Here is a 24,933-nt window from a genome sequence, read left to right as displayed (position 1 = left end):
AGGAAATACGCGCGAACCCGGACCGTCACGCGTCCCCGTCAGGCTCTGGACCCATGGACGAGCAAGAACACGGCCCCCTCGCCGGCTTCACGATCGGCGTCACCGCGGCACGACGCGCCGACGAGCTGATCGCGCTGCTGCGGCGGCGCGGCGCGGCCGTCGTCCACGGGCCGGCCCTGCGGATCGTGCCGCTCGCCGACGACACCGAACTCCTCGCCGCCACCAAGGAACTCATCGGCCACGCCCCGGACGTCGTCGTCGCCACCACCGCGATCGGCTTCCGGGGCTGGGTCGAGGCCGCCGAGGGCTGGGGGTGCGGGGAGGAACTCCTCCGCGTCCTGCGGGACGTCGAGCTCCTCGCCCGCGGCCCCAAGGTCAAGGGAGCCGTACGGGCCGCCGGGCTCACCGAGTCCTGGTCGCCCTCCTCGGAGTCCATGGCCGAGGTCCTCGACCGGCTCCTCGCGGAGGGCGTCGAGGGCCGGCGGATCGCACTCCAGCTGCACGGGGAGCCGCTGCCGGGCTTCGTGGAGGCGCTCACGGCGGGCGGCGCGGAAGTCGTCGGCGTCCCCGTCTACCGGTGGATGCCCCCCGAGGACCTCGGGCCGCTCGACCGGCTCCTCGACGCGACGCTCTCCCGCGGGCTCGACGCGGTGACCTTCACCAGCGCTCCGGCCGCCGCCTCGCTGTTCTCCCGCGCGGAGGAGAGGGGGGTACGGGACGAACTCGTCGCCGCGCTCCGGCACGACGTGCTCGCGGTCTGCGTGGGGCCCGTGACGGCCCTCCCGCTCCAGGCGGAGGGCATCGACACGTACCAGCCGGAGCGCTTCCGGCTCGGGCCGCTCGTCCAGCTCCTCTGCAAGGAGCTGCCCGCCCGCTCGCGGGTCCTGCCGGTCGCCGGCCACCGCGTGGAGGTGCGCGGGCACGCGGTCCTCGTCGACGGCGGCCTGCGGCCCGTCCCGCCCGCCGGGATGGCCCTCCTCGGCCTCCTCGCCCGCCGGCCCGGCTGGGTCGTCTCCCGCGCCGACCTCCTGCGGGCGCTGCCGGGCGCGGGGCGCGACGAGCACGCCGTGGAGACGGCGATGGCCCGCCTCCGCTCGGCGCTCGGCGCGCCGAAGCTGATCCAGACGGTGGTGAAGCGGGGGTACCGGCTGGCGCTGGACCCGTCGACGGCCGAGAAGTACGACGGCTAGCGCGCGGGCGGCGCGCCTCCTACGCCCCGGTTGCGGGGCACCGTTCCGCCGGGACGGCGCCCACCCGCGCACCCCGTTGCGGGCGGCCGTCAGCCGGGGCGGTGCCCTCGCCCACCCCCGTTGCGGGCAGTCGTTCCGGCGCCCCTTGTCGGGCCTAGGCTCCCGCGCCCTGACCCGCACCGCGTTCGCGCCGCCGCTCGTGGTGCGGGTCCAGGCGCGGAAGGCGGAGGCGCCGCCATGGGCGCCATCCCGTGGGCGTCCACACGGCGCGGGGCGCTGGGTTCGCGGGGCGAACCGGGGCTCGCCTGACACGGTGGCCCCCGGTGGCGTACGCTCGACGGCTGCCCAGTGCACGTGAGAAGGGGGCCTTAGGTGGCCGCGCAGGAAGCCGTGGACACGGTCAGAGACCGTGAGATCGGTGTCGAGCAGGAACATCTGGATCAGGTCTACCGCCGTCTGGAGGAGAAGATCCACGAAGCGGAGTTCCTGATGAACGACGCCGCCCAGCGGGGCCAGGTCGGCACGCCCGGCGCGCTCGCCGAGCGCGACGCCCAGGTCTTCCGGGCCGGCATCCACCTCAATCGGCTCAACAACGAGTTCGAGGACTTCCTCTTCGGCCGGATCGACCTGTTGTACGGGAAGGACGGGAAGAAGGGTCCCGACGGGGCCTACACGTCCGTCGAGCCCGCCGAGGACGCCGTACGCCCCGACAACACCGCCGAGATCGGCGAGACCCTCCACATCGGGCGGATCGGGGTCCTCGACTCCGACTACGCCCCGCTCGTCATCGACTGGCGCGCGCCCGCCGCCGCGCCGTTCTACCGGTCCACCCCCGTCGACCCCGGCCGGGTCGTGCGCCGCCGCGTCATCCGCTCCAAGGGCCGCCAGGTCCTCGGCGTCGAGGACGACCTCATGCGCCCCGAGCTCCGGGCCACCCTCGACGGGTGCGAGCTGCCCGTCATCGGCGACGGCGCCCTGATGGCCGCCCTCGGCCAGGCCCGCAGCCACACCATGCGGGACATCGTCTCCTCCATCCAGGCGGAGCAGGACCTCGTCATCCGCGCGCCCGCCAACTCCGTGACGTACGTCGAGGGCGGGCCGGGGACCGGGAAGACGGCGGTCGCCCTGCACCGGGCCGCCTACCTGCTCTACCAGGACCGGCGGCGGTACGCGGGCGGCATCCTGATCGTCTCCCCGACCCCGCTGCTCGTCTCGTACACCGAGGGCGTCCTGCCCTCCCTCGGCGAGGAGGGCCAGGTCGCGATCCGCGCCGTCGGCTCGCTGGTCGACGGCGCCGAGGCCACCGCCTACGACGAACCGGCCGTCGCCCGGATCAAGGGCTCCTCCCGGATGCTCCACGTGCTCCGCAAGGCCGCCCGCGGCGCCCTGGAGAGCCCGGACGCCCCGCAGCTGCTCCGTGTCGTCGCCTTCGGGCGGCGGCTCGAACTCGAGGCCGACGAGCTCCGCCGCATCCGGCACAACGTCCTCGGCGGCACCGCCCCCGTCAACCTGCTCCGGCCGCGCGCCCGCCGGCTCCTCCTCGACGCGCTGTACGCCAGGTCCGGCGCCGTCGGCCGGCACAGCGACCCGGAACTCGCCGCCGAGCTCCGCTCCTCCTTCGACGAGGACGTGTCGACCGAGGACTCGTTCCTGTCGTTCCTCGACGCCTGGTGGCCCGAGCTCACCCCCCGTCAGGTCCTCGACGCGATGGCCGACGAGCGGCGGCTCGGCCGCTGGGCCCGCCGGATCCTCAACCAGGGCGAGGTGCGGCGGCTCGCCCGCTCCCTGCGCCGCCGGGAGCTCTCCGTCCACGACGTCGCCCTCCTCGACGAGCTGAGCACCCTGATCGGCGCGCCGGCCCGGCCGCGCAAGAAGCGGGAGTACGACCCGCTGGACCAGCTCACGGGCCTCGAGGAGCTGATGCCCGTACGCGAGGAGACCCAGTGGGAGCGGGCCGAGCGGCTCGCCGCGGAGCGCACGGAGTACGCGCACGTGATCGTCGACGAGGCCCAGGACCTGACGCCCATGCAGTGGCGGATGGTCGGGCGGCGCGGCCGGCACGCCACCTGGACGGTCGTGGGCGACCCGGCGCAGTCCTCCTGGTCGGACCCGGACGAGGCCGCGGAGGCCCGTGACGAGGCGCTCGGCTCCCGGCCGCGGCGTCGCTTCGAGCTCACCGTGAACTACCGGAACCCGGCGGAGATCGCCGAGCTCGCCGCCAAGGTCCTCGCCCTCGCCATGCCCGGCAAGGAATCGCCGCGCGCGGTCCGCTCGACGGGTGTCGAGCCCCGCTTCGTATCGGTCCCGGAGAAGGCCGATCTGGCCGGAACCGTACGTTTGGAGGCCGAGCGGCTGCTCCAGGAGGTGGACGGCACCGTCGGTGTCGTCGTCGCCATGAACCGGCGCGCGGAGGCCGCCCGCTGGCTCGCCGGCCTGGGCGACCGGGTCGTGGCGCTCGGCTCCCTGGAGGCGAAGGGCCTGGAGTACGACGCGACGGTGGTCGTCTCGCCCGCGGAGATCGCGGACGAGTCCCCGGCCGGCCTGCGGGTGCTGTACGTGGCCCTGACCCGGTCCACGCAGGCCCTGACCGTGCTCTCGGGCGTCCGGGACATGCCGGACGAGGCGGGGGTGCCGGACCTGCTGCGGGACTGACCGGGCGGGGCGCGACCGCCGATTTCAGGTCAACCTGTGGCGCTGGAATCACCAGCCAGGGTGGTTTGTTAGCCTTGTCGTGGCACCGGCTCGATCCAAGCCCCCGGGCCCAACCTTCGTCCCTCAGAGGGACCACTTGCCGCGAGGCGAGCATGGCGGGTCGGTGCCACTTAGACGTATGTACGAAGTTGAGGCCTCTGTCACCTCCGGTGACGGGGGCCTCTTCTGTTTGCCCAGAGCTTCTCGTATGGTGGAAACTACTTTCCGAAAACAAAATGACCGCATTACCGGCTACCGGCGGGTAGGTGCGACCATCGGAGGGCGCCGCCAGGCAACCAGCCGGGGCGGCGTAGCAACGAAGCTCAGGGAAAGCAGAGGAACTCGGCCATGGCAACGGCGCCCAGCGTCTCGTATTCGATGACGGTCCGGCTGGAGGTTCCCGCCAGCGGAACCGCGGTCTCCCAGCTCACCACGGCGGTGGAGTCCCACGGCGGATCCGTCACCGGCCTCGACGTGACCGCCTCCGGCCACGAGAAGCTCCGCATCGACGTCACCATCGCCGCGACCTCCACCGCGCACGCCGACGAGATCGTCGAGCAGCTGCGCACCATCGAGGGCGTCGTCCTCGGCAAGGTCTCCGACCGTACGTTCCTGATGCACCTCGGCGGCAAGATCGAGATGGCGTCGAAGCACCCCATCCGCAACCGTGACGACCTCTCCATGATCTACACCCCGGGCGTCGCCCGCGTGTGCATGGCGATCGCCGAGAACCCCGAGGACGCCCGCCGCCTCACCATCAAGCGCAACTCCGTCGCGGTGGTCACCGACGGCTCCGCCGTCCTCGGCCTCGGCAACATCGGCCCGATGGCCGCGCTGCCCGTGATGGAGGGCAAGGCCGCCCTCTTCAAGCGCTTCGCCGGCATCGACGCCTGGCCGATCTGCCTCGACACCCAGGACACCGACGAGATCGTCGCGATCGTCAAGGCGATCGCGCCGGGCTTCGCCGGCATCAACCTGGAGGACATCTCCGCGCCCCGCTGCTTCGAGATCGAGGCCCGGCTGCGCGAGGCCCTCGACATCCCCGTCTTCCACGACGACCAGCACGGCACCGCCATCGTCGTCCTCGCCGCCCTCACCAACGCCCTGCGCGTGGTCGGCAAGGGCATCGGCGACGTACGGGTCGTCATGTCCGGTGCGGGGGCCGCCGGTACGGCCATCCTGAAGCTGCTGATCGCGGCGGGCGTGAAGCACGCCGTCGTCGCCGACATCCACGGCGTCGTGCACGCGGGCCGCGAGGACCTCGTGGACGCCCCGGCCGACTCGCCGCTGCGCTGGATCGCCGACAACACCAACCCCGAGGGCGTCACCGGCACCCTCAAGCAGGCCGTCGTCGGCGCGGACGTGTTCATCGGCGTCTCGGCCCCGAACCTGCTCGGCGCCGAGGACGTCGCCGCCATGGCGGAGGACGCCATCGTGTTCGCGCTCGCGAACCCCGACCCGGAGGTCGACCCGGCCGCCGCCCGCCAGACGGCCGCCGTCGTCGCCACCGGCCGCTCGGACTTCCCGAACCAGATCAACAACGTGCTGGTCTTCCCGGGTGTCTTCCGCGGTCTGCTCGACGCCCAGTCCCGTACGGTCAACACGGAGATGATGCTGGCGGCCGCCTCCGCCCTCGCCGGCGTGGTCTCCGAGGACGAGCTGAACCCGAACTACATCATCCCGTCGGTCTTCAACGACAAGGTCGCCGGCGCGGTCGCCGGAGCGGTCCGGAACGCGGCGAAGGCGGCGGGCGCGGCACCGGCCGGGCGCTGACGGCGCGTCGCGATTCGCGGAGCCGTAAACCCGCCTTTAGGGTGGCTTTTCGGCTCCGTGTTGGTTTCGCGGCGTCGACAGAACGTCACCACCACGGGGCTCGGGCGCTTTTCGTGTGACCCGCGGGGGTGCCGGATTGGCGTTCCCGCCGCTGGTGGGGGCAGGATGCGTGTTTGGGCGCGAGGGTCTGTCATTTGACCCGGGTCCGGGGACTGTCCGAGGGCCCTGGCAGCATCGGCTGCGCTGTACCCAATCGCGCGGCTTCCGCCGCGTGGCACGCCTCACAGGCAAGAAGAACACGGGAGTAACAACATGAACCGCAGTGAGCTGGTGGCCGCCCTGGCCGACCGCGCCGAGGTGACCCGCAAGGACGCCGACGCCGTGCTGGCCGCGCTCGCCGAGACCGTCGGTGAGGTCGTCGCCAAGGGTGACGAGAAGGTCACCATCCCCGGCTTCCTGACCTTCGAGCGCACCCACCGTGCCGCTCGCACCGCTCGTAACCCGCAGACCGGCGACCCGATCGACATCCCGGCCGGCTACAGCGTGAAGGTCTCCGCGGGCTCGAAGCTCAAGGAAGCCGCCAAGGGCAAGTAAGGCAGCCTAGAGGCGCAGAAAGGGCGGCCACCCTGTCAGGGGGTGGCCGCCCTTTCGTTCGCGTCCGTACGGGCCCGTGACGCCGTGCGTGGCGCCCGGGCCCGTGTGTCCTAGACCAGCGCGCTGCCCGGCAGCTCGACCTTGGCACCGAGCTCCACGAGCTTCTCCATGAAGTTCTCGTAGCCGCGGTTGATCAGCTCGATGCCGTGGACCCGGGAGGTGCCCTGGGCCGCGAGCGCCGCGATCAGGTACGAGAAGCCGCCCCGCAGGTCGGGGATGACCAGGTCGGCGCCCTGGAGCTTCGTCGGGCCCGACACGACCGCCGAGTGCAGGAAGTTCCGCTGGCCGAAGCGGCAGTCGGAGCCGCCCAGGCACTCGCGGTACAGCTGGATGTGAGCACCCATCTGGTTGAGCGCGGACGTGAAGCCGAGCCGGGACTCGTACACCGTCTCGTGGACGATGGAGAGGCCCGAGGCCTGCGTCAGGGCCACGACCAGCGGCTGCTGCCAGTCTGTCTGGAAGCCGGGGTGCACGTCCGTCTCCAGGTGGATCGCGTCGAGCGAGCCGCCCGGGTGCCAGAAGCGGATGCCCTCGTCGTCGATCTCGAAGGCGCCGCCGACCTTCCGGTACGTGTTGAGGAAGGTCATCATCGAGCGCTGCTGGGCGCCGCGCACGTAGATGTCGCCCTCGGTCGCCAGCGCCGCCGACGCCCAGGAGGCCGCCTCCAGGCGGTCCGGGAGCGCCCGGTGGGTGTAGCCGTCGAGACGGTCGACACCGGTGATCCGGATGGTCCGGTCGGTGTCCATGGAGATGATCGCACCCATCTTCTGCAGGACGCAGATCAGGTCCTCGATCTCGGGCTCCACGGCCGCGTTCGACAGCTCGGTGACGCCCTCCGCGAGGACCGCCGTGAGCAGCACCTGCTCGGTCGAGCCGACCGAGGGGTACGGAAGGCGGATCTTGCAACCGCGAAGGCGCTGCGGGGCCTCCAGGTACTGCCCGTCCGCACGCTTCTCGATGGTCGCGCCGAACTGGCGCAGCACGTCGAAGTGGAAGTCGATGGGCCGGCCGCCGATGTCGCAGCCGCCCAGGCCCGGGATGAAGGCGTGGCCGAGGCGGTGCAGCAGCGGACCGCAGAAGAGGATCGGGATGCGCGACGAACCGGCGTGGGCGTCGATGTCGGCGACGTTCGCGGACTCGACGTGCGTCGGGTCGAGGACGAGCTCGCCGGGCTCCTCGCCCGGGCGGACCGTCACTCCGTGCAGCTGGAGCAGCCCGCGGACCACGCGGACGTCACGGATGTCGGGCACGTTGCGCAGGCGGCTGGGGCCGCTGCCGAGCAGGGCGGCGACCATCGCCTTGGGCACGAGGTTCTTCGCGCCGCGGACGCGGATCTCGCCCTCCAGCGGGGTTCCGCCGTGGACAAGCAGGACATCGTCTGTGCCGGTCATGAATCTCGCGTTCCGAAAGTGGGGTCCGACGGGTGGCCAGAGAAAAGGGTAAGGGGCCATGAGACCCCGATCGGATGCCTTGGGGGGCCTGTCAGATGTAATGAATTCGGCACAACACCCTCTGTTCCCGTGATCTTGCGGAGCGTTACGGTCCGCTTGACTCCGCGATGCGGCCGGGCGCCGCGGCCCGGTCGTGCGTGAACCACGGTGGTGCCCGCGTTCCCCGCTTCCCGTCCGACAACCCTCCGCGAACGCCGAAGATGCGGGATCATGTGTCGCATGACCGAGGTGTCCTCCCTCACAGGACGGCTGCTGGTGGCCACCCCCGCGCTGGCGGATCCGAACTTCGACCGCGCGGTGGTCCTGCTGCTCGACCACGACGACGAGGGCTCGCTCGGCGTCGTCCTCAACCGGCCCACACCCGTGACCGTCGGCGACATCCTCGCCCCGTGGGCCGGACTCGCCGGGGAACCCGGCGTGGTCTTCCAGGGCGGTCCCGTCTCGCTCGACGCGGCGCTCGGCGTGGCCGTGATCCCCGGCGACGAGGGTCCCCTCGGCTGGCGGCGGGTGTACGGCGCGATCGGCCTGGTCGACCTGGAGGCCCCGCCCGAGCTGCTCGGACCGGCCCTCGGCTCGCTGCGGATCTTCGCGGGGTACGCCGGCTGGGGCCCCGGCCAGCTGGAGACCGAGCTCGGCGACGGCGCGTGGTACGTGGTCGAGTCCGAGCCCGGCGACGTCTCCTCTCCCCGGCCGGAGACGCTCTGGCGGCAGGTGCTGCGACGGCAGCGCGGCGAACTCGCGATGATCGCGACGTATCCCGACGACCCGTCGCTCAACTGAGGCCCCCGCCTTTCAGTACCCTTGGCGGTTATGAGCACTCTCGAGCCCGAGCGCGGGGCAGGAACGGGAACCCTCGTCGAGCCGACGCCGCAGGTGTCCCACGGTGACGGCGACCACGAGCGCTACGCCCATTACGTCCAGAAGGACAAGATCATGGCGAGCGCCCTCGACGGCACCCCCGTCGTGGCGCTGTGCGGAAAGGTCTGGGTACCGGGGCGCGACCCCAAGAAGTACCCGGTCTGTCCGATGTGCAAGGAGATCTACGACTCCATGGGCGCCGGCGGCGGCGACAAGGACAAGGGCGGCAAGGACAAGTAAGCGGTCCTGACGTCGGGGGCGGCCCCCGTCGTGCGTACTTCGGTACGCCCGACGGGGGCCGCTTCGCGCTGCGGGGGCTACGGGGCCCGCCCGCCTCCCGGGGGCCGTTGCGCGGAACGCTTTCGCCGGTCACGGAGTGGTCGAGGTGGTCGAGACCTCTTGCCGCCCCGCCCGGAGCGCGCCTAACCTCACGCGTGTTGTGCAGAACGAAACGCTCATTGCGCAGGATGCAACGCCCGCATCCGGAGGGGATCCGCCATGAAGCTTCCTGCCCTCCCCCGAGCACTCGGCCTCGCCCGAGCAGGGGGACCCCCGTCACCGCCGCCGCACTCCTGCTGGCCGCCCTGACCGCCACCGCCTCCACGCCCGACCTCATCGAGTACGGCAACACCGACACCGCCGGATACGTCAAGGACGGCGGACCCGCCGACATCGCCGCCGAGTTCGGCGCCTGGAACGAGGCCAAGGACACCGACCCCACCGCCCGGCGGTCCGTCACCGTCGGCGGCAAGGTCTACGGCGCCCCCCTCTTCGTCGGCGCCCGCGCCCTCTACTACCGCACCGACGTCTTCCGGGACCTCGGCCTCACCGCCCCCAGGAGCCAGGCCGAACTCGTCTCCACGACCAGGAAGATCCGCAAGGCCAGGCCCGAGCTGTACGGCATCGGTGCTCGTCTTCTTCGTACGCGTACAGCGCCGCCTGGTCTCGGGACCGGGCGGGGCGGTGAAGGACTGATGACGTGATGACCCGTCCCCCGGATGACGCGATGACCCGTCCCCCGGACCTGATTCCGGCGCCGCTCTCGGCCGAGCACCACGCCCCCGGGCACGTCACGCTCGACGAGGGGACGACCCTCGACGCCGGGCCCGGCACCGAGTCCACCGCCCGGTGGTTCCGCGCCGCCCTCGGCGCCGCCACCGGGCTGCCGTTCGCCGACGGCGCCGGACCGCGCGCGATCCGGCTGCGGATCAGCCAGGACGTGGCGCACCCCGAGGGCTATCGCCTCGCGGTCGGCGGCCCGGACGCGGGCGTCCTCATCGAGGGCGGTGGGCCCGCCGGGGTGTTCTGGGGCGCCCAGACCCTCCGTCAGCTCCTCGGTCCCGACGCGTACCGCAGGGCGCCCGTGCGGGGCGGCGGCCGGGAACTCCCGTACGTCACCGTCGAGGACGCCCCCCGCTTCAGCTGGCGCGGTCTCCTGCTCGACGTCGCCCGGCACTTCACGCCCAAGGACGGCGTCCTGCGGTACCTCGACCTGCTCGCCGTCCACAAGCTGAACGTCCTCCACCTCCACCTCACCGACGACCAGGGCTGGCGCGTCGAGATCAAGCGCCACCCCCGGCTCACCGAGGTCGGCTCCTGGCGGGCCCGCACCAAGTGGGGACACCGGGCCTCGCCGTTCTGGACGGAGACCCCGCACGGGGGCTTCTACACCCAGGACGACATCCGCGAGATCGTCGCCTACGCCGCCGAGCGGCACATCACCGTCGTCCCCGAGATCGACCTCCCCGGCCACGCGCAGGCCGCCCTCGCCGCCCACCCCGAACTCGGCAACACCGACGTCGTCGACACCACGGCCCTCACCGTCTGGGACACCTGGGGCGTCAACCCGAACGTCCTCGCCCCGACCGAGGCCGTCCTGCGCTTCTGCGAGGGCGTCTTCGAGGAGGTCCTCGACCTCTTCCCGTCCACCTTCGTCCACGTCGGCGGCGACGAGTGCCCCAAGGACCAGTGGAAGGCCTCACCGGCCGCCCAGGCCCGCATCGAGGAGCTGGGCGTGGGCGACGAGGACGGGCTCCAGTCCTGGTTCGTCCGCCACTTCGACCGCTGGCTCGCCGCCCGAGGCCGCCGCCTCATCGGCTGGGACGAGATCCTGGAGGGCGGCCTCGCCGAAGGGGCGGCCGTCTCGTCCTGGCGGGGGTACGCGGGCGGGATCGCCGCCGCCGAGGCCGGCCACGACGTCGTCATGTGCCCCGAACAGCACGTGTACCTGGACCACCGTCAGGCGCCGGGCGAGGACGAGCCGATGCCCATCGGATACGTCCGCACCCTGGAGGACGTCCACCGCTTCGAGCCCGTCCCGCCGGGTCTCCGGCCCGAGGCCGCCGCCCACATCCTGGGAACCCAGGCCAACGTCTGGACCGAGGTCATGGAGAACCGCTCCCGCGTCGACTACCAGGTCTTCCCGCGGCTCGCCGCCTTCGCCGAGGTCGCCTGGTCCGCGCTGCCCGCCCCCGAGGAGCGCGACACCGACGGCTTCCTGCGGCGCATGGAGACCCACTACCGGCGCCTGGACGCCCTAGGCGTCGACTACCGCCCGCCCGCCGGACCCCGCCCGTGGCAGCGGCGCCCAGGGGTCCCCGGCCGCCCGCTGGAGGGCACACCCCCGAGGGTGTGAGGGGCCCGACGTCCCCCCGTCCCCAAGAGCGGCGAAACGGAAGTTACCGTCACACCCGGGGCGTTCCGGATGCAACAGTCCTTCGCGGACCCTCGCGCCGGACACCTCGGAAGATGTGCCAGAGTTGCCACGTCCGGCCTGTGAGCACGTACGGTACGCCCACACGCAGGCGCGACGGCCAGGCACAGTCGGGGACCACCGGGACACCGGGAAGGGGCAGCGGGTTGACCACGCACGCACCACAGACGGCGCAGTCCGTGACGCTGCCCGCCTCGCTCGACGAGGCCGTGGCGGCGCTCACCGCCATGCCGGCCGCCGTGCCCGTCGCCGGTGGCACCGACCTCATGGCCGCCGTCAACAAGGGCCAGCTCCGCCCCGCCGGACTCGTCGGCCTGGGCCGCATCAACGAGATCCGCGGCTGGCAGTACCAGGACGGGCACGCCCTCCTCGGCGCGGGCCTCACCCACGCCCGGATGGGCCGCCCCGACTTCGCCGCCCTCATCCCGGCCCTCGCCGCCGCCTCCCGCGCGGCCGGGCCGCCCCAGATCCGCAACGCCGGCACCCTCGGCGGCAACATCGTCACCGCCGCGCCCACCGGCGACTCGCTGCCCGTCCTCGCCGCCCTGGAGGCCGACCTCGTCGTCCTCGGGCCGCTCGGCAGCCGCGAGATCCCCGTCTCCCACCTCCTCGCGGGCCGCGACCTGCTCGCCCCCGGCGAGCTCGTCGGCTTCGTCCGCGTCCCGCTGCTCCACGCCCCCCAGGTCTTCGTCAAGGCCACCGGCCGCACCGGCCCGGCCCGCGCCACCGCCTCCGTCGCCGTCGTCCTCGACCCGGCCCGGCGCGGCGTCCGCTGCGCGGTCGGCGCCGTCGCGCCGATGCCGCTGCGGCCCCTGGAGGCCGAGCGCTGGATCGCCTCGCTGGTGGACTGGGACAACGACCGGGGGCTGGCCCCCGAGGCGCTCGCGGCGTTCGGCGAGTACGTCGCGGCCGCCTGCATTCCGGACCCGCCGGGCGACGAACAGCTGCCCCCGGCCGTACTGCACCTGCGGCGCACGGTCGCCGCACTCGCCCGACGGGCGCTGGGGAGGGCACTGGCATGAGCGACGCGCACGAGGACCGTACGGGCGGCTGGGAGCCGATCCCGCAGAGCGAGGGCTACGACGGCGACGCGACCGCCTTCGTCCAGCTGCCGCCCGACTTCATGCTGGACGGCGTGCCCCTGGAGGCGCCCGGCCACGGCTACGTACCGCCGATGATCACCCCGCTCCAGCCGCTCACCCCGCCCCCGGCGACCGACCCGGCGGCGACGGGCACCTGGACGACGCACGTCCCGACGGAGGGGCAGTACTTCGAGGGCGGCGAGCACGGCGGCCCGTTCCGGGGCCCCGAGCACTTCCAGCTGCCGGCGTACGTGGAGAACGCCGTCGAGCACCCGGAGTACGCGGAGCAGGACCCGCACGCGACGGCGGAGTGGCGCTTCGAGGCGGCGGCGCCCCCCGCCACCGAACCGGGCTCCACGGGCCAGTGGCACATTCCGGCCGTACCGGAGGAGGCCCCGGCGCCCGCGTCGTACCCCGAGCCACCGGCGACGCTGCCGGGGGGCGCGCAGGCGCCGTGGGCGTTCCAGGAGGACCGGGCGGAGCCGGCGGCGGAGGCCGTGGAGGAACCGGAGGAGGCTCGCGAGGCCGTGGCGGAGCCGGCCCCGGAACCGGCCCCGGAGCCCGCTGCGGAGATGGCCCCGGAACCGGCTCCCGAGCCGGCGCCGGAACCGGCTCCCGAGCCGGTCCCCGTCGAGGAAGCCGCAGCGGCCCCGGCCGCCGTCCCCGCCCCCGCTCTCGCCACCGACGCCTCGACCGACAGCGACGAGCACCCCCACACCTCGTACACCCTGCGGGTCAACGGGACCGACCGGCCCGTCACCGACTCCTGGATCGGCGAGTCGCTGCTCTACGTCCTGCGTGAGCGCCTCGGCCTCGCCGGGGCCAAGGACGGCTGCTCGCAGGGCGAGTGCGGCGCGTGCAACGTGCAGGTCGACGGCCGGCTCGTCGCCTCCTGCCTGGTGCCCGCGGCGACCGCCGCCGGGAGCGAGGTGCGGACGGTCGAGGGCCTCGCGGTCGACGGCGAGCCCTCCGACGTACAGCGGGCGATGGCCAGGTGCGGCACCGTCCAGTGCGGCTTCTGCATCCCCGGCATGTGCATGACCGTGCACGACCTCCTGGAGGGCAACCACGCCCCCACCGAGCTGGAGACCCGCCAGGCCCTCGCCGGAAACCTCTGCCGCTGCTCCGGCTACCGGGGCGTCCTCGACGCCGTCCGGGACGTCGTGGCCGAACGTGAGGCCGGTGCCGCGGCCACCGCGCCCGAGGCCGCCCACGAGGCCCGGGTCCCGCACCAGATTCCCCACCCGCACGACGGAGGCATGGCGTGAGCAGCGACGCGACGACCGCGGCTCTGGACACCCCCGACCAGGAGCAGGCCACGCGCGGAATCGGCGCCTCGCTCCCGCAGGCCGATTCGCGGGCGAAGACCGAGGGCACCTTCCCGTACGCCTCCGACCTGTGGGCCGAGGGGCTGCTCTGGGCCGCGATCCTGCGCTCGCCGCACCCGCACGCCCGGATCGTGTCGATCGACACGACGGCGGCGGCCGCGATGCCGGGCGTACGGGCCGTGGTGACGGCCGCCGACGTGCCGGGCGCGGCGACGTACGGGCGCCGGGTCGCCGACCGGCCGGTCTTCGCCTCCGACCTGGTCCGGCACCACGGCGAGGCCCTCGCGGCCGTCGCCGCCGACCACCCGGACACGGCCCGGCTGGCCGCGGCCGCGATCGACGTCGAGTACGAGCTGCTCGAACCGGTGACGGACCCGGAGAAGGCGTTCGCGGCCGAGGCGCTGCACCCCGACGGGAACCTGATCCGGCACATCCCGCTGCGGTTCGGGGACCCGGAGGCGACGGGCGAGGTCGTCGTCGAAGGCCTGTACCGGATCGGCCGCCAGGACCCGGCGCCGATCGGCGCCGAGGCCGGCCTCGCCGTGCCGCGCCCCGACGGCGGGGTGGAGATCTACACGGCCTCCACCGACCCGCACACCGACCGCGACCTCGCCGCCGCCTGCTTCGGCCTGCCGTCCGAGCAGGTCAAGCTCGTCGTCACCGGGGTCCCCGGGGCCACCGGCGACCGCGAGGACCCGGGCTTCCAGATCCCGCTGGGCCTGCTCGCGCTGCGTACCGGCTGCCCGGTCAAGCTCACCGCCACGCGCGAGGAGTCCTTCCTCGGCCACGCCCACCGCCACCCCACCCTCCTGCGCTACCGCCACCACGCGGACGCGGAAGGGCGCCTGGTGAAGGTGGAGGCGCAGATCCTGCTCGACGCGGGCGCGTACGCGGACTCGTCGTCGGAGTCGCTCGCGGCGGCCGTGGCCTTCGCCTGCGGCCCGTACGTCGTCCCGCACGCCTTCGTGGAGGGCTGGGCGGTCCGTACGAACAACCCCCCGTCCGGCCATGTGCGGGGCGAGGGCGCGATGCAGGTGTGCGCGGCGTACGAGGCCCAGATGGACAAGCTGGCCGCGAAGCTGGGCCTGGACCCGGCCGAGCTGCGCATGCGGAACGCCATGGCGACCGGCGACATCCTGCCGACGGGCCAGACGGTGACGTGCCCGGCCCCGGTGGCTGAACTCCTCGCCGCCGTACGGGACTTCCCGCTGCCCCCGCTCCCCAAGGACATCCCGGAGGGCGACTGGCTGCTGCCGGGCGGCCCCGAGGGCGCGGGCGAACCGGGCGCGGTGCGGCGGGGCGTGGGCTACGCGCTCGGCATGGTGCACATGCTGGGCGCCGAGGGCACCGACGAGGTGTCGACGGCCACCGTCCGGGTCATGGACGGGGTGGCCACGGTGATCTGCTCGGCGGTGGACACGGGCTCCGGCTTCTCCACCCTCGCCCGCCAGATCGTGCAGGAGACCCTCGGCGTCGACGAGGTTCACGTGGCCCCCGTCGACACCGACCAGCCCCCGGCCGGCCCGGCGGCCCACGGCCGCCACACGTGGGTGTCGGGCGGGGCGGTGGAGCGGGCGGCGAAGATGGTCCGTACGCAGCTTCTCCAGCCGCTGGCCCACAAGTTCGGCATGTCGACGGAGCTGCTCCAGATCACCGACGGCAAGATCACCTCGTACGACGGCGTCCTGTCCACGACGGTGACGGAGGCGCTGGACGGCAAGGAACTCTGGGCCACCGCCCAGTGCCGCCCCCACCCCACCGAGCCCCTGGACGAGTCCGGCCAGGGCGACGCCTTCGTGGGCCTCGCCTTCTGCGCGATCCGCGCGGTCGTGGACGTGGACATCGAACTCGGCGCGGTACGCGTGGTCGAGATGGCCGTCGCCCAGGACGTCGGCCGCGTCCTCAACCCCGCCCAGCTGACCGCCCGCATCGAGGCGGGCGTCACCCAGGGCATCGGCGCGGCCCTCACGGAGAACCTCCGCACGGCCCGCGGCCTGGTCCGCCACCCCGACTTCACGGGCTACGCACTCCCGACATCCCTGGATGCCCCGGACATTCGCATCGTGAAACTCGTCGAGGAACGCGATGTGGTGGCCCCCTTCGGCGCCAAGGCGGCGAGCGCGATCCCGGTCGTCACCTCACCCGCCGCAGTGGCCTCAGCCGTGCGAGCGGCAACGGGCCGCCCGGTCAACCGCCTCCCGATCCGCCCCCAGGCGGCGGTCGCCGTGCCCAATTCGTAACCGTGTGATGTCCGTTGCTTGTGCAACCGGGAGGTGCGGACTGTCGTCGTTCTTGACTACAGTGAACTTCTAGACTTGTGCGGTACACGGCATGGTGGTTCACCGGGGGAGGAACGCGGGCATGCGAGCTGAGATGGTGGGAATGGCGTCCGGGATGCGGACGCAGGCCGTGAAGTACAGCGCGGACTCCATGCAGAAGTTCAAGCAGCGTGTCGACGAGCTCATCGAGGAACTCAACGGCTCCCCCGCGAGCGCCGGCAAGCTGAAGTCGGATCCGGTGTCCCGTGCCCAGTTCGGCGGGGGCGGCGCGGCGTGGGCCGAGGCCCAGGACGCCTACGCGGCGTACAACGAGACCCTTCACCAGCTGGTGGAGCTCTCCGGCCTCCTCAAGGACTGCCTGGAAGGGCTCGGGATCGCGGTCGTCGCCTCCAAGAAGGGCATGGAGGAGATGGACGACGACGTCAAGCGCAAGATGATCGCCATCCACCAGCGGACGTACGAGGCCAAGCAGAAGGCCGACAAGGAAGCGGGCCGCACCGCGCCGGAGAGCGAAGGCAGCGGCGCGGCCGAGGGTGACGGCACCTTCAAGTAAGCGGGTGCGGACGGAATTTCGGGGACACGGGGAAGAGGCGGCACATGAGGCCTGCAGAGGGCGGCGGCAGGGGCGGGGCGACCAACTTCGCCGGCATGGATCACGAGCAGATGGTGGCGTGGCTGGACGAGGCGAGCCACGATCAGGTCAACGAGGCGTCAGGGCGACTGAAGAGCGTCTCGGAGCAGATGGCCACGATCGCCGATGACCTGCGCGCGAGCATGAGGAACATGGACTGGGAGGGCGAGGCCGAGAAGGCCTTCGTCGAGTGGGCCACCGATGTGGCGAACTCGACCACGCGGCTCTCGGAGTACAGCGACCGCGGGTCCAAGCGGATGGCGGACAACGCCACGGCCATCGCCTCGGCGCAGAGCGCCATGCCCCGGAGCGTTCCCAAGGCGGGCGCGAAGGAGAAGCTGGACGCCGACGCCGCTGACGCCCTCAAGGCCAAGCAGCAGGAGACCAAGCTGGCTGCGGCAGCCGAGATGTACCGCCTCTCTGACGCGTACGTGTGGTCGAGCGCCCAGATGAGGGGAGACAAGCCGCCGACGTTCCCGCCGCCGCCGGGGGCGTTCGTGCCTGAGCGTGTCGACGGGGTCGAAGGCAACTCGTACATCGGCTCAACCCATCAGAGCGACAGCCGTTCCACCGGCACGGACACGAGTACTAGCACGGGCACACACACCACGCGCTCGCAGTCGGATACACACTCCACGACCGACACGACCACGCTCCCGCCGACAGGCGACACGACCGGGCCGACGCACGTCACCAAGCCCGAAGTCCGGCCTGACGCACCCGTGGACCTCGGCATCGACAGCGTGGAGACCCTGCCGAAGCCGGACACCACCGGGCCGACGACGCTCACTCCGGGCGGTCCGCCGCCGATCACCAAGCCGGACGGCGGTACGCCTCCGTTCGTGACCACCGGCGTGCCTCCGCTGTCCGTCAAGGGCGGTCCGGGGCCCTTCGGCCCCACCTCGCCCGCCACCGGCGGCACCACCAACCCCCGTGGTCCGGCGACCGGCGGCCTCCGTACCACGCCCGGCATGCCCCGCGACGGCATCAGCGGCGGCCGTGCGATCCCCAGCACCACGGGTCGGCCGCAGACCGGCATCCCGCGCAGCACCGTCATCGGCAACGAGCCCGCCGGGCAGAACCGGACGGGCATGGGCCGCGGCATGGGCGGCGCTCACGGCATGGGTGGCCCCATGGGCGGCGCGGCCGGCCAGAACGGCATCACCGGCGGCCGCCGTCTCGCCGGCGAGAGCGGTGGAGTCGTCGGCGGCAAGGCGCAGCGCGCCGGTGGCGCCGGTGCCGGGAAGCCCTTCACGGCCGGTGGCACCGGTCTCGTGCGGGGCGGCGCCGCCGCGAAGCCGGGCGAGCGCGAGGAGCAGAACGGAGAGCGTCCCGACTACCTCGTCGAGGACGAGGAGACCTGGCAGCAGGGCCGCCGCGTGGCGCCGCCCGTCATCGACTGATCAGCGCGAGGAAGCAGATGCGTACCAGCAGTATTCGTCGGAGCCATGCCCGAGTGGCCGCCTCGGCCGCCTTGGGGATGCTGCTGGTGGGCATCGCTTCCGTTCCCGCCCACGCGGAGAACTTCCGGGACCAGCAATGGCACCTGGACGCCATGGGGGCCGAGGAGATCTGGCAGTTCAGCACCGGTAAGGGCGTTACCGTCGCGGTGATCGACGCCGGTGTAGAGAAGGACAATCCGGACCTCCGGGGCCAGGTGCTCGAGGGCAAGGACTTCGCGCCGGAGGAGTCGGGGGACCAGTTCACCGACTACACCGGCCACGGTACGGGGATGGCAGGCCTGATCGCCGGTACCGGAGCGAGGGACGGCGGGAACGGGGCCTTCGGTCTCGCGCCGGGCGCCAAGATCCTGCCGGTGCGTGTTCCTGGGCTCCAGGCGGGTGACCGCAGCATGGACGTCGGCAACGAGGAGTTCAACCGCGTCGTCCCTCCGGCGATCAAGTACGCGGCTGATTCCGGTGCCAAGGTCATCAACATTTCCCTGGCGGTCACCGAGGGGTCGCAGGCACTCACCGATGCGGTGAAGTACGCGCTCGAAAAGGGCTCCCTTGTCTTCGCCGGCGTAGGGAACAGCGGCGACAAGGGCAATCCTGTCGAGTACCCGGCGGCGACCCCCGGAGTGGTGGGTGTCGGTGCTGTCGACAACAAGGCGCAGCACATCCCGCTGTCTCAGCACGGCGACCAGGTCGACATCGTCGCCCCGGGCAAGGACATGGTGCACGCCTGCGGCGGTGGTACAGGTATGTGCAAGGGAAGTGGTACCAGTGACGCCACCGCTCTCGCCTCCGCCGCCGCCGCGCTGCTCTGGTCGAAGCACCCCGACTGGACCAACAACCAGGTCCTGAGGGTCATGCTCAACACGGTCGCCAAGCCCAAGGGGGGCGAGAAGCGCAGCGACTTCATCGGCTACGGCGCCATCCGGCCGCTCCGTACGCTGAAGACGCCCGGCGACCCCGGCCCGGCCGGTGTCCGGCCGATCGACGACCTCGCCGAGGCGCCGACCGCGACGCCCACGTCCTCCGCCGACCTGCCCTCGGCGGCCCCGGCCCCTTCGGAATCCACCGCCGCCCCCGCGCCCGCCCCGGCCCCCGCCCCCCAGGCATCCGCCGACGACGGCGGCAACACCGGTCTCTGGATCGGCCTCGGGATCGGTGCCGCCGTGCTGATCGGTGCCGCCGTCGCCGTACCCGTACTCCGTTCGCGGCGGGGCTGAGCCCGACCCCCTGCCGTCGGCCGTCCGTAAACTCACTCATGGGGAAGTAGATGTCGTTCGACGACGAGTGGAGCCAAGTCCGCAGCCAGAACGCGGCGATGAGGCTCAACAGTGTGCCCGCCGAGGGTGGCGGTGGCGGTGCCAGCGACTACAAGGTGACGTCCGCCGACCTCAAGGCCATCGGCAACGAGGCCCAGGAGCTGTTCCACTGGTTCGAGCGGGACGCCTTCCACGCCGGCGCCCAGACCGACAGCGCGGCCAAGAGCCTCGACGGCGACGGTTTCCTGACCGGATCGGCGATGTGGACGATGTGGGACACCTGGCGCGGCCAGGCCGAGGCGCTCCTCAGCGCCTGCGCGCACATCCACAACCACCTCGAGGACACCGTGGTCAGCCACGCCAACCACGAGGAGACGCTCATCACGAACTTCTCCATGTCCGAGATCGACAAGCACTTCACATAAGCCGGGGACGGCGACGACGACCGCGCACGGCTGACGAGGGAAACAGATGCTGAAGTTCGACCAGGTCCTCCACGCTCACCTCAGCGGCCTCAAAGAGGCCGTGACCGTCTGGTCGGAGGCGGTGTCCAAGCTGGAGAAGACCAAGGAGAAGGCCGACGGCCTCCAGGGCAAGGCAGACAAGGCCGACTGGAAGGGCGAGAACGCCGGTGTGACCCAGGCCTTCGTCCGGAAGACCGCCAAGGAGTTCGGCGACGCCCTCACCGAGGCGAGCAGCATCCGCAACATCCTCCGGGACGCGGAGAGCGAGTTCCAGGCGGCCAAGACCGAGCTGGAGAAGCTGGTGGCGGAGGCCCCGGGCAAGGGCATCCGCATCGACCAGGACGGTGTCGTCAGCTACATGATCCATCCTGACCGCCGCTCCAAGGACTACGACGGGCCCAAGCCCGAGCAGGCCGACTTCGACGCGATGCGTTCGGCGATCAAGGCCGCGGTCGACCGGGCGAACAACGCCGACGACATCGCCTCCCGCGCCCTGCGCGGTCTCGTCGGCAGCGACAAGATGAACTTCTCCGGCACGAGCTACGACTCCCTCAAGGCCGCCTCGAAGGCGCAGGACGCCGAGGACGCGCACGCCGCCTACGAGCTGTACAAGAAGGGCGACGACGCCACCCCGGCGGAGATCGACAAGCTCAACGCGCTCTTCAAGGCCAACCAGAAGGACCCGTACTTCGCAGAGAAGTTCGCCCTGGAGGTAGGGCCGAAGGGCAGCATGGAGTACTGGGCCGACATGGGCGACCCGAGCGACGGCTCGCGGCTCGGCGTCGACCACCGCGACAAGCTCAAGGAACTGCAGACGAACTGGAGTCTGACGCTCGCCACCGCGACCCATTCCACGAGCCCCGAGATGGAGCAGTGGAAGGCCGACGTCATCAAGGCCGGCAGCGAGCCGATCCAGACGCGCGGCACCAGCCCGTACGGCTTCCAGGTCATGAGCAACCTGATGCGGGTCGGCGACTACGACGACAAGTTCCTGAAGGACTACGGCAACGGACTCGTCATCACCGAGCGGAAGATGACGCACGACGGGCGGCTCCCCGCCGACCGGGCCTGGCACCAGATGACCGGCGGCCCGAGCCACCTGAACTGGATGGGCGGCGACCTCGGCAACGACCCCATGATCGGCTTCATGGAGGGCCTCGGGCACAACCCGAAGGCGTCGACGGACTTCTTCAACGGCGACATCGACCTCACGCCGGAGAACAGCAAGGACAACAAGAAGCTCGACCCGTTCGACTACTTCACCAAGGACCGCGAGTGGCCCGAGGAGCTCAACGACAAGGGTGACCGGACCAAGGAGCCCGGTTACAACGCGCTCGGCCACGCCCTGGAGTCCGCGACCACCGGCCACCCGTACGACGCCGAGGCCGAGGGCCTCAAGGACGTACGGACCAAGGACAACGCGGAGGTCATGCAGAAGGTCGTCGAGCGGTACGGCAGCGACCCGAAGTACATGCACCAGCAGCCGGGCATCGACGACAGCCTCGGCAAGATGGGCGCCGCCTACATCGATGAGCTGAACCGCTCCCTGGAGACGGACAGCGACACGACGATGGAGGAGAAGCGGAACTCCCCCTTCGGCTACAACGACGCCCACGGCAAGTCCCGGTTCGGCGACGACTTCGACACCGGGCTGCTCTGGAACCGCGGCGACGCCGTCAACTTCATGGGCATCGTGTCGCAGAGCGAGACCGGCCACTCCACGCTCTCGGCGGCCGAGTCGCTGTACACGACGAGCGTCCTCGACCAGGTGGGCCCCAAGCCCGGCTCCACCTTCGACGACCGGGACCTCACCGACGCGCGGACCACGCTGCGGGTCGGGTCGGAGGCGCAGGGAATCCTGGACGAGTCCCGTATGGCGCAGATCGACAAGGACTACGAGAAGGACTCCGAGGAGCACAAGAAGGCCGTCGGCAGGACGACCGAATGGGTCAAGTTCGGCGTCGGCGCGGCCGCGGCGGGCGGCATCGCGGTCCTGACCGGCGGAGCCGGTGGCGTACTGGTACCGCTGGCCGCCGAGACGGTGGGCGGTGCGGTGACGACCGTGATCGGCATGGAAGCCGACGACATGGCGGAGAAGTACGAGAAGGACGAGCTGCTGAAGAAGAAGTCGGACGACCTGTCGGACGAGGCGCTGGCCATGGGCAAGGAGAATTCGCTCCGCCCCGGCATCGCCTACGCGAACGCCCCCGGCTGGAGCGAGAAGGACCGCAACTACCTCGACGAGGAACTGGTCAAGTACGTCCGGGACTCGCGCATGCACGCCCGCGACAACTCGCTGCCCGACCCGTACGAGAAGAAGTGACGCCCATGCGGTCTGTACTGACCGGGATCGGAACGGCCCTCGCCGTCGCCGCCCTCCTCACAGGATGCGGCGGCGGGGAAGCCACGCAGGAACCCGAGGGCCTGACGGCCGCCGAGGCCTGCGGTGGCTTCGCCAAGGACCCGGCGGCCACGGCGGCGCTCAAGGCCGTCCTCGGCGGCGAGCGCTTCGAGGACAACCTGTCGAAGCCGGAGAAGGCCCTCGCCCGGCTGCGGGAAGACGCCGCCGCGCCGTGGGCCGACTCGTACCGGCCGCAGCCGGTGACGTACTGCGGCCTCCAGGCTGCCGAGGAGGCGTCGCAGGACGTCAAGATCGAGGTGAGGGCGGTGGGCAAGGGCCCGTACCTGGGTCCGGAGCTCGCCGAGTCCGTGACCTCGTACTCCACTGGGGTCGAGGCCTTCTCCTCGTCCACCCTCGGCAAGCTCTACTTCTCCTGCCGCCTCAAGGCGCCCGGCCATCCGATCGTCGTCGAGACGGCCGTCCGGGGCCCGGCGGACGCCGAGGAAACGGACATGGAACAGCGCACACGTCTGATCACCCTCGCCAACGCGGCGGCCCGGCATGTCGCCGCCGAGTTGGGGTGCGGGGGGACGGGGTTGGTGAAGGGAGTACCGGCGAAGGCGCGGTCGTGAGGCGCGCCTACACCCCGAGCACGGGGAACGCTCCGATCCGGCCGGCCCGGGCGATGAAGACGCGGTTGCCGGCGCTCGCCAGCTGGTAGGTGCCCTGGCGCTTCATCTTGATGGTGAAGAGGCGCGTGTGGGTGGCCTTGTGGACGACCTGGACGTAGCTGTTGTCCGGGGAGTGGAGCCAGACCGTCGCGCCTTCCACGGCCGGCGGGTTGACGGTGCCGGGACCCGTTTCGTCCAGGACCTCGTACCAGTCGGACACCGGGAAGTGGATGTCCCGCATGGTGCTGTACCGGTAGGCGTTGTAGCTGTTGACCGCGAAGACGAGGTCACCGGCGGCGGTGGGCGTGCCCCAGTCGCCGCCCAGGCCGGTCTTCTCCTCCCACAGGAAGTCGCCTCGGTCGAGGCGGCGGGCCGTCAGCTTGGGGCCGCCGAAGTAGGCGACGTTGTTGTCGCCGAGCGCCGGGGCCTGGCCGTCGGTGCCCTGACCCTTGATCTCCCAGTCGGTCTCACCCGTCTCCGTGTACAGGGCGGCGCAGTGGCCGTCCCTGCCGTGGATCACCAGCCGCTTCCTGCCCACGGCCGCCTTCGCGGGGCCGTTCTGGGAGCGCGGGGAGGTCATCGGGCGGGACCAGGTGGTGGCCAGGGTCCAGGCGTCGACGGCGCGCAGCTCGTTGTCTTTCGTCACCAGGTAGACGTGGGTGTCGTCCGCGGCCAGGACGTCGTCGACGTCGGACTGCGTCTGCCAGACGGGGGCGCCGGTGGAGGCGACGAAGGCGTTCAGGACGCCGTTCTTGTCGACACCTACGACGAGCCGGTCGGCGACGGAGACGAAACCGGCGTCCGCGTCGATGTCCTTGGCCCGCCACCGCTCCCTGCCGTTCGTGACGGACAGGGCGAGCAGCCCGCCCGTCTTCGCCTGCACGACCACCACATCGCGTACCGGCAGCGGCAGTTCACCCTCGGCGGCCGTCACGTCGAGCGGCCCCCACAGGGCCTTCGGGGACTCGCCCGGCTTCATGTCGATGTCCGAGACGAACGCGGCCTCGGGGGTCGCCACGGCCGGCGGCACATCCGCCGTCGGGGACTTCGGCTCACCGCGGTTCAGCCACCACGCGCCCGCCCCGCCTCCCGCACCCAGGACGGCCACGCCCACCGCGGCACCGGTGAGGAAGCGGCGCCGGGACGGCCCGGAGGAGGGCACGGCGGTGTCCTCGGGTGCCGCCAGGCGCTTCGTGGCCGTCTCGCGCCGCTTGATGTCCTCGGCCAGCGGGCCCTTGCGCCAGGCGCGGTCGGCTCCCTTCGGCGGGGCGAAGGCCTCCGCGATCCGCGGGGGAGCCGGGCGGAACGCGGGATCCTTCGCCAGACAGGGGCCGATCAGCTCCTGGAGCTCCGGCGGCACCAGGCTCAGGTCCGGCGTCCCGTGCACGACCTCGTACTGGACCGCCGCCACGTGCGCGCCGTCGAAGGCGCGCCGTCCGCTCGCCGCGTACGCGAGGACCGCTCCGAGCGAGAACACGTCCGAGGACGGTCCGACGCGCTGCCCGAGGACCTGCTCGGGGGCCCCGTACCCCGGAGTGACAGGAGTCTGGCCTGTCGTCGTGAGCGTCAGGCCGTGCTCGGGGCGCGCGATGCCGAAGTCGATGATCCGGGGGCCGGTCGAGGTGAGCACGATGTTCGCCGGCTTGAGGTCGCGGTGGACCAGACCCGCCACGTGGATGTCGTGCAGGGTGCGCGCCAGCTGGGCCGCGAGGGCGCGGACCGTCGGCACGTCCATCGGGCCGTACGTACGGACGGCCTCGTCGAGCGTCGGCCCGGCGAGGAACTCGGCCGCGATCCACGGGCGCCCGCCCTCGGTCTGCGCGCCGAGGACCCGCGCCACGCCCTTGCTGGTGACGGCCCGCGCCATGTCGGCCTCGCGGACGAACCGCTGCGCTAGGTGCTGGTCGTGAGCGAGCTCGGGGCGGAGGACCTTGACGGCGGCGGGAGCCCCGTCGGAGTCCCGGCCGACGTACACCTTGCCCATGCCGCCCTCGCCGAGGACGCCGAGGAGCCGGTACGGGCCGAGCCGGAGAGGGTCGCCGGTGGTGAGGGGCTGTGTGGTCACGATGCGTCTTCCGGGTCGGGCGGGGTGAG

Annotated in this window: 18 protein-coding genes and 1 pseudogene; 17 read left to right on the top strand and 2 right to left on the bottom strand. The window is 72.0% G+C overall.

The features are described 5' to 3' along the window. The first annotated feature begins 53 nt into the window (after positions 1-53). The 4 genes from ACZ51I_RS05300 to ACZ51I_RS05285 all read left to right on the top strand — a co-directional run bounded on the left by ACZ51I_RS05300 (position 54) and on the right by ACZ51I_RS05285 (position 6,248). Positions 54-1,190 carry a uroporphyrinogen-III synthase gene (locus tag ACZ51I_RS05300; RefSeq protein WP_468871608.1) on the top strand — a complete coding sequence of 379 codons (1,137 nt, stop codon included), beginning with the start codon at positions 54-56 and terminating at the stop codon, positions 1,188-1,190. A gap of 372 nt (positions 1,191-1,562) precedes the next feature. After that, entirely contained in the window at positions 1,563-3,842 is a 2,280-nt protein-coding gene (locus ACZ51I_RS05295) for a HelD family protein (protein ID WP_468871607.1), read from the top strand. 387 nt (positions 3,843-4,229) lie between these two features. Further along, positions 4,230-5,654, top strand: a complete 1,425-nt coding sequence (locus tag ACZ51I_RS05290; RefSeq protein WP_468871606.1) for an NAD-dependent malic enzyme — start codon at positions 4,230-4,232, stop codon at positions 5,652-5,654. A 312-nt stretch (positions 5,655-5,966) separates the two neighbouring features. After that, positions 5,967-6,248 carry an HU family DNA-binding protein gene (locus ACZ51I_RS05285; protein ID WP_015033921.1) on the top strand — a complete coding sequence of 94 codons (282 nt, stop codon included), beginning with the start codon at positions 5,967-5,969 and terminating at the stop codon, positions 6,246-6,248. A 110-nt stretch (positions 6,249-6,358) separates the two neighbouring features. Here the strand turns inward: ACZ51I_RS05285 and murA are convergent, their stop codons facing one another. Then, complete coding sequence (murA, locus tag ACZ51I_RS05280) at positions 6,359-7,699, bottom strand: UDP-N-acetylglucosamine 1-carboxyvinyltransferase (RefSeq protein WP_468871605.1); 1,341 nt, start codon at positions 7,697-7,699, stop codon at positions 6,359-6,361. A 279-nt stretch (positions 7,700-7,978) separates the two neighbouring features. On the opposite strand from murA, the gene ACZ51I_RS05275 reads away from it, so the two are divergent. The 13 genes and pseudogenes from ACZ51I_RS05275 to ACZ51I_RS05215 all read left to right on the top strand — a co-directional run bounded on the left by ACZ51I_RS05275 (position 7,979) and on the right by ACZ51I_RS05215 (position 22,800). Continuing rightward, entirely contained in the window at positions 7,979-8,539 is a 561-nt protein-coding gene (locus tag ACZ51I_RS05275) for a YqgE/AlgH family protein (protein ID WP_468871603.1), read from the top strand. Positions 8,540-8,569: 30 nt separating this feature from the next. After that, positions 8,570-8,857, top strand: coding sequence for a DUF3039 domain-containing protein (locus ACZ51I_RS05270; RefSeq protein WP_015033918.1), 288 nt, complete (start codon positions 8,570-8,572; stop codon positions 8,855-8,857). A gap of 317 nt (positions 8,858-9,174) precedes the next feature. Beyond that, a pseudogene (locus tag ACZ51I_RS05265) lies at positions 9,175-9,585 on the top strand (extracellular solute-binding protein); the annotation flags it as partial. Positions 9,586-9,623: 38 nt separating this feature from the next. Next, positions 9,624-11,252 carry a beta-N-acetylhexosaminidase gene (locus tag ACZ51I_RS05260; protein ID WP_468871601.1) on the top strand — a complete coding sequence of 543 codons (1,629 nt, stop codon included), beginning with the start codon at positions 9,624-9,626 and terminating at the stop codon, positions 11,250-11,252. Between the two features lie 224 nt (positions 11,253-11,476). After that, on the top strand, positions 11,477-12,352 hold the full coding sequence (locus ACZ51I_RS05255) for an FAD binding domain-containing protein (RefSeq protein WP_468871600.1): 876 nt from the start codon (positions 11,477-11,479) through the stop codon (positions 12,350-12,352). Further along, complete coding sequence (locus ACZ51I_RS05250; protein ID WP_468871598.1) at positions 12,349-13,680, top strand: (2Fe-2S)-binding protein; 1,332 nt, start codon at positions 12,349-12,351, stop codon at positions 13,678-13,680. The genes ACZ51I_RS05255 and ACZ51I_RS05250 overlap by 4 nt, the downstream gene beginning before the upstream one ends. Next, the gene (locus tag ACZ51I_RS05245; RefSeq protein ID WP_468871597.1) at positions 13,677-15,980 is read left to right on the top strand and encodes a xanthine dehydrogenase family protein molybdopterin-binding subunit; all 2,304 of its coding nucleotides are present in this window, start codon (positions 13,677-13,679) and stop codon (positions 15,978-15,980) included. The genes ACZ51I_RS05250 and ACZ51I_RS05245 overlap by 4 nt, the downstream gene beginning before the upstream one ends. Positions 15,981-16,101: 121 nt before the next feature. Continuing rightward, complete coding sequence (locus ACZ51I_RS05240) at positions 16,102-16,572, top strand: hypothetical protein (protein ID WP_468871595.1); 471 nt, start codon at positions 16,102-16,104, stop codon at positions 16,570-16,572. Between the two features lie 44 nt (positions 16,573-16,616). Then, the gene (locus ACZ51I_RS05235; RefSeq protein WP_468871594.1) at positions 16,617-18,053 is read left to right on the top strand and encodes a WXG100 family type VII secretion target; all 1,437 of its coding nucleotides are present in this window, start codon (positions 16,617-16,619) and stop codon (positions 18,051-18,053) included. A gap of 77 nt (positions 18,054-18,130) precedes the next feature. Then, the gene (gene mycP, locus ACZ51I_RS05230; protein ID WP_468871703.1) at positions 18,131-19,324 is read left to right on the top strand and encodes a type VII secretion-associated serine protease mycosin; all 1,194 of its coding nucleotides are present in this window, start codon (positions 18,131-18,133) and stop codon (positions 19,322-19,324) included. A 50-nt stretch (positions 19,325-19,374) separates the two neighbouring features. Then, positions 19,375-19,788: a hypothetical protein gene (locus ACZ51I_RS05225; protein ID WP_468871593.1), complete on the top strand. Its 414-nt coding sequence runs from the start codon at positions 19,375-19,377 to the stop codon at positions 19,786-19,788. Between the two features lie 46 nt (positions 19,789-19,834). Then, positions 19,835-22,150: a hypothetical protein gene (locus tag ACZ51I_RS05220; RefSeq protein ID WP_468871592.1), complete on the top strand. Its 2,316-nt coding sequence runs from the start codon at positions 19,835-19,837 to the stop codon at positions 22,148-22,150. 5 nt (positions 22,151-22,155) lie between these two features. Then, on the top strand, positions 22,156-22,800 hold the full coding sequence (locus ACZ51I_RS05215; RefSeq protein ID WP_468871591.1) for a hypothetical protein: 645 nt from the start codon (positions 22,156-22,158) through the stop codon (positions 22,798-22,800). A 7-nt stretch (positions 22,801-22,807) separates the two neighbouring features. Here ACZ51I_RS05215 and ACZ51I_RS05210 read toward each other — a convergent pair whose 3' ends face one another. Next, entirely contained in the window at positions 22,808-24,904 is a 2,097-nt protein-coding gene (locus ACZ51I_RS05210) for a protein kinase domain-containing protein (RefSeq protein WP_468871590.1), read from the bottom strand. Positions 24,905-24,933: the final 29 nt, after the last annotated feature.

Source organism: Streptomyces sp. NPDC034084 (assembly GCF_055575535.1).
This window is presented reverse-complemented; position numbering and strand designations above follow the sequence as displayed.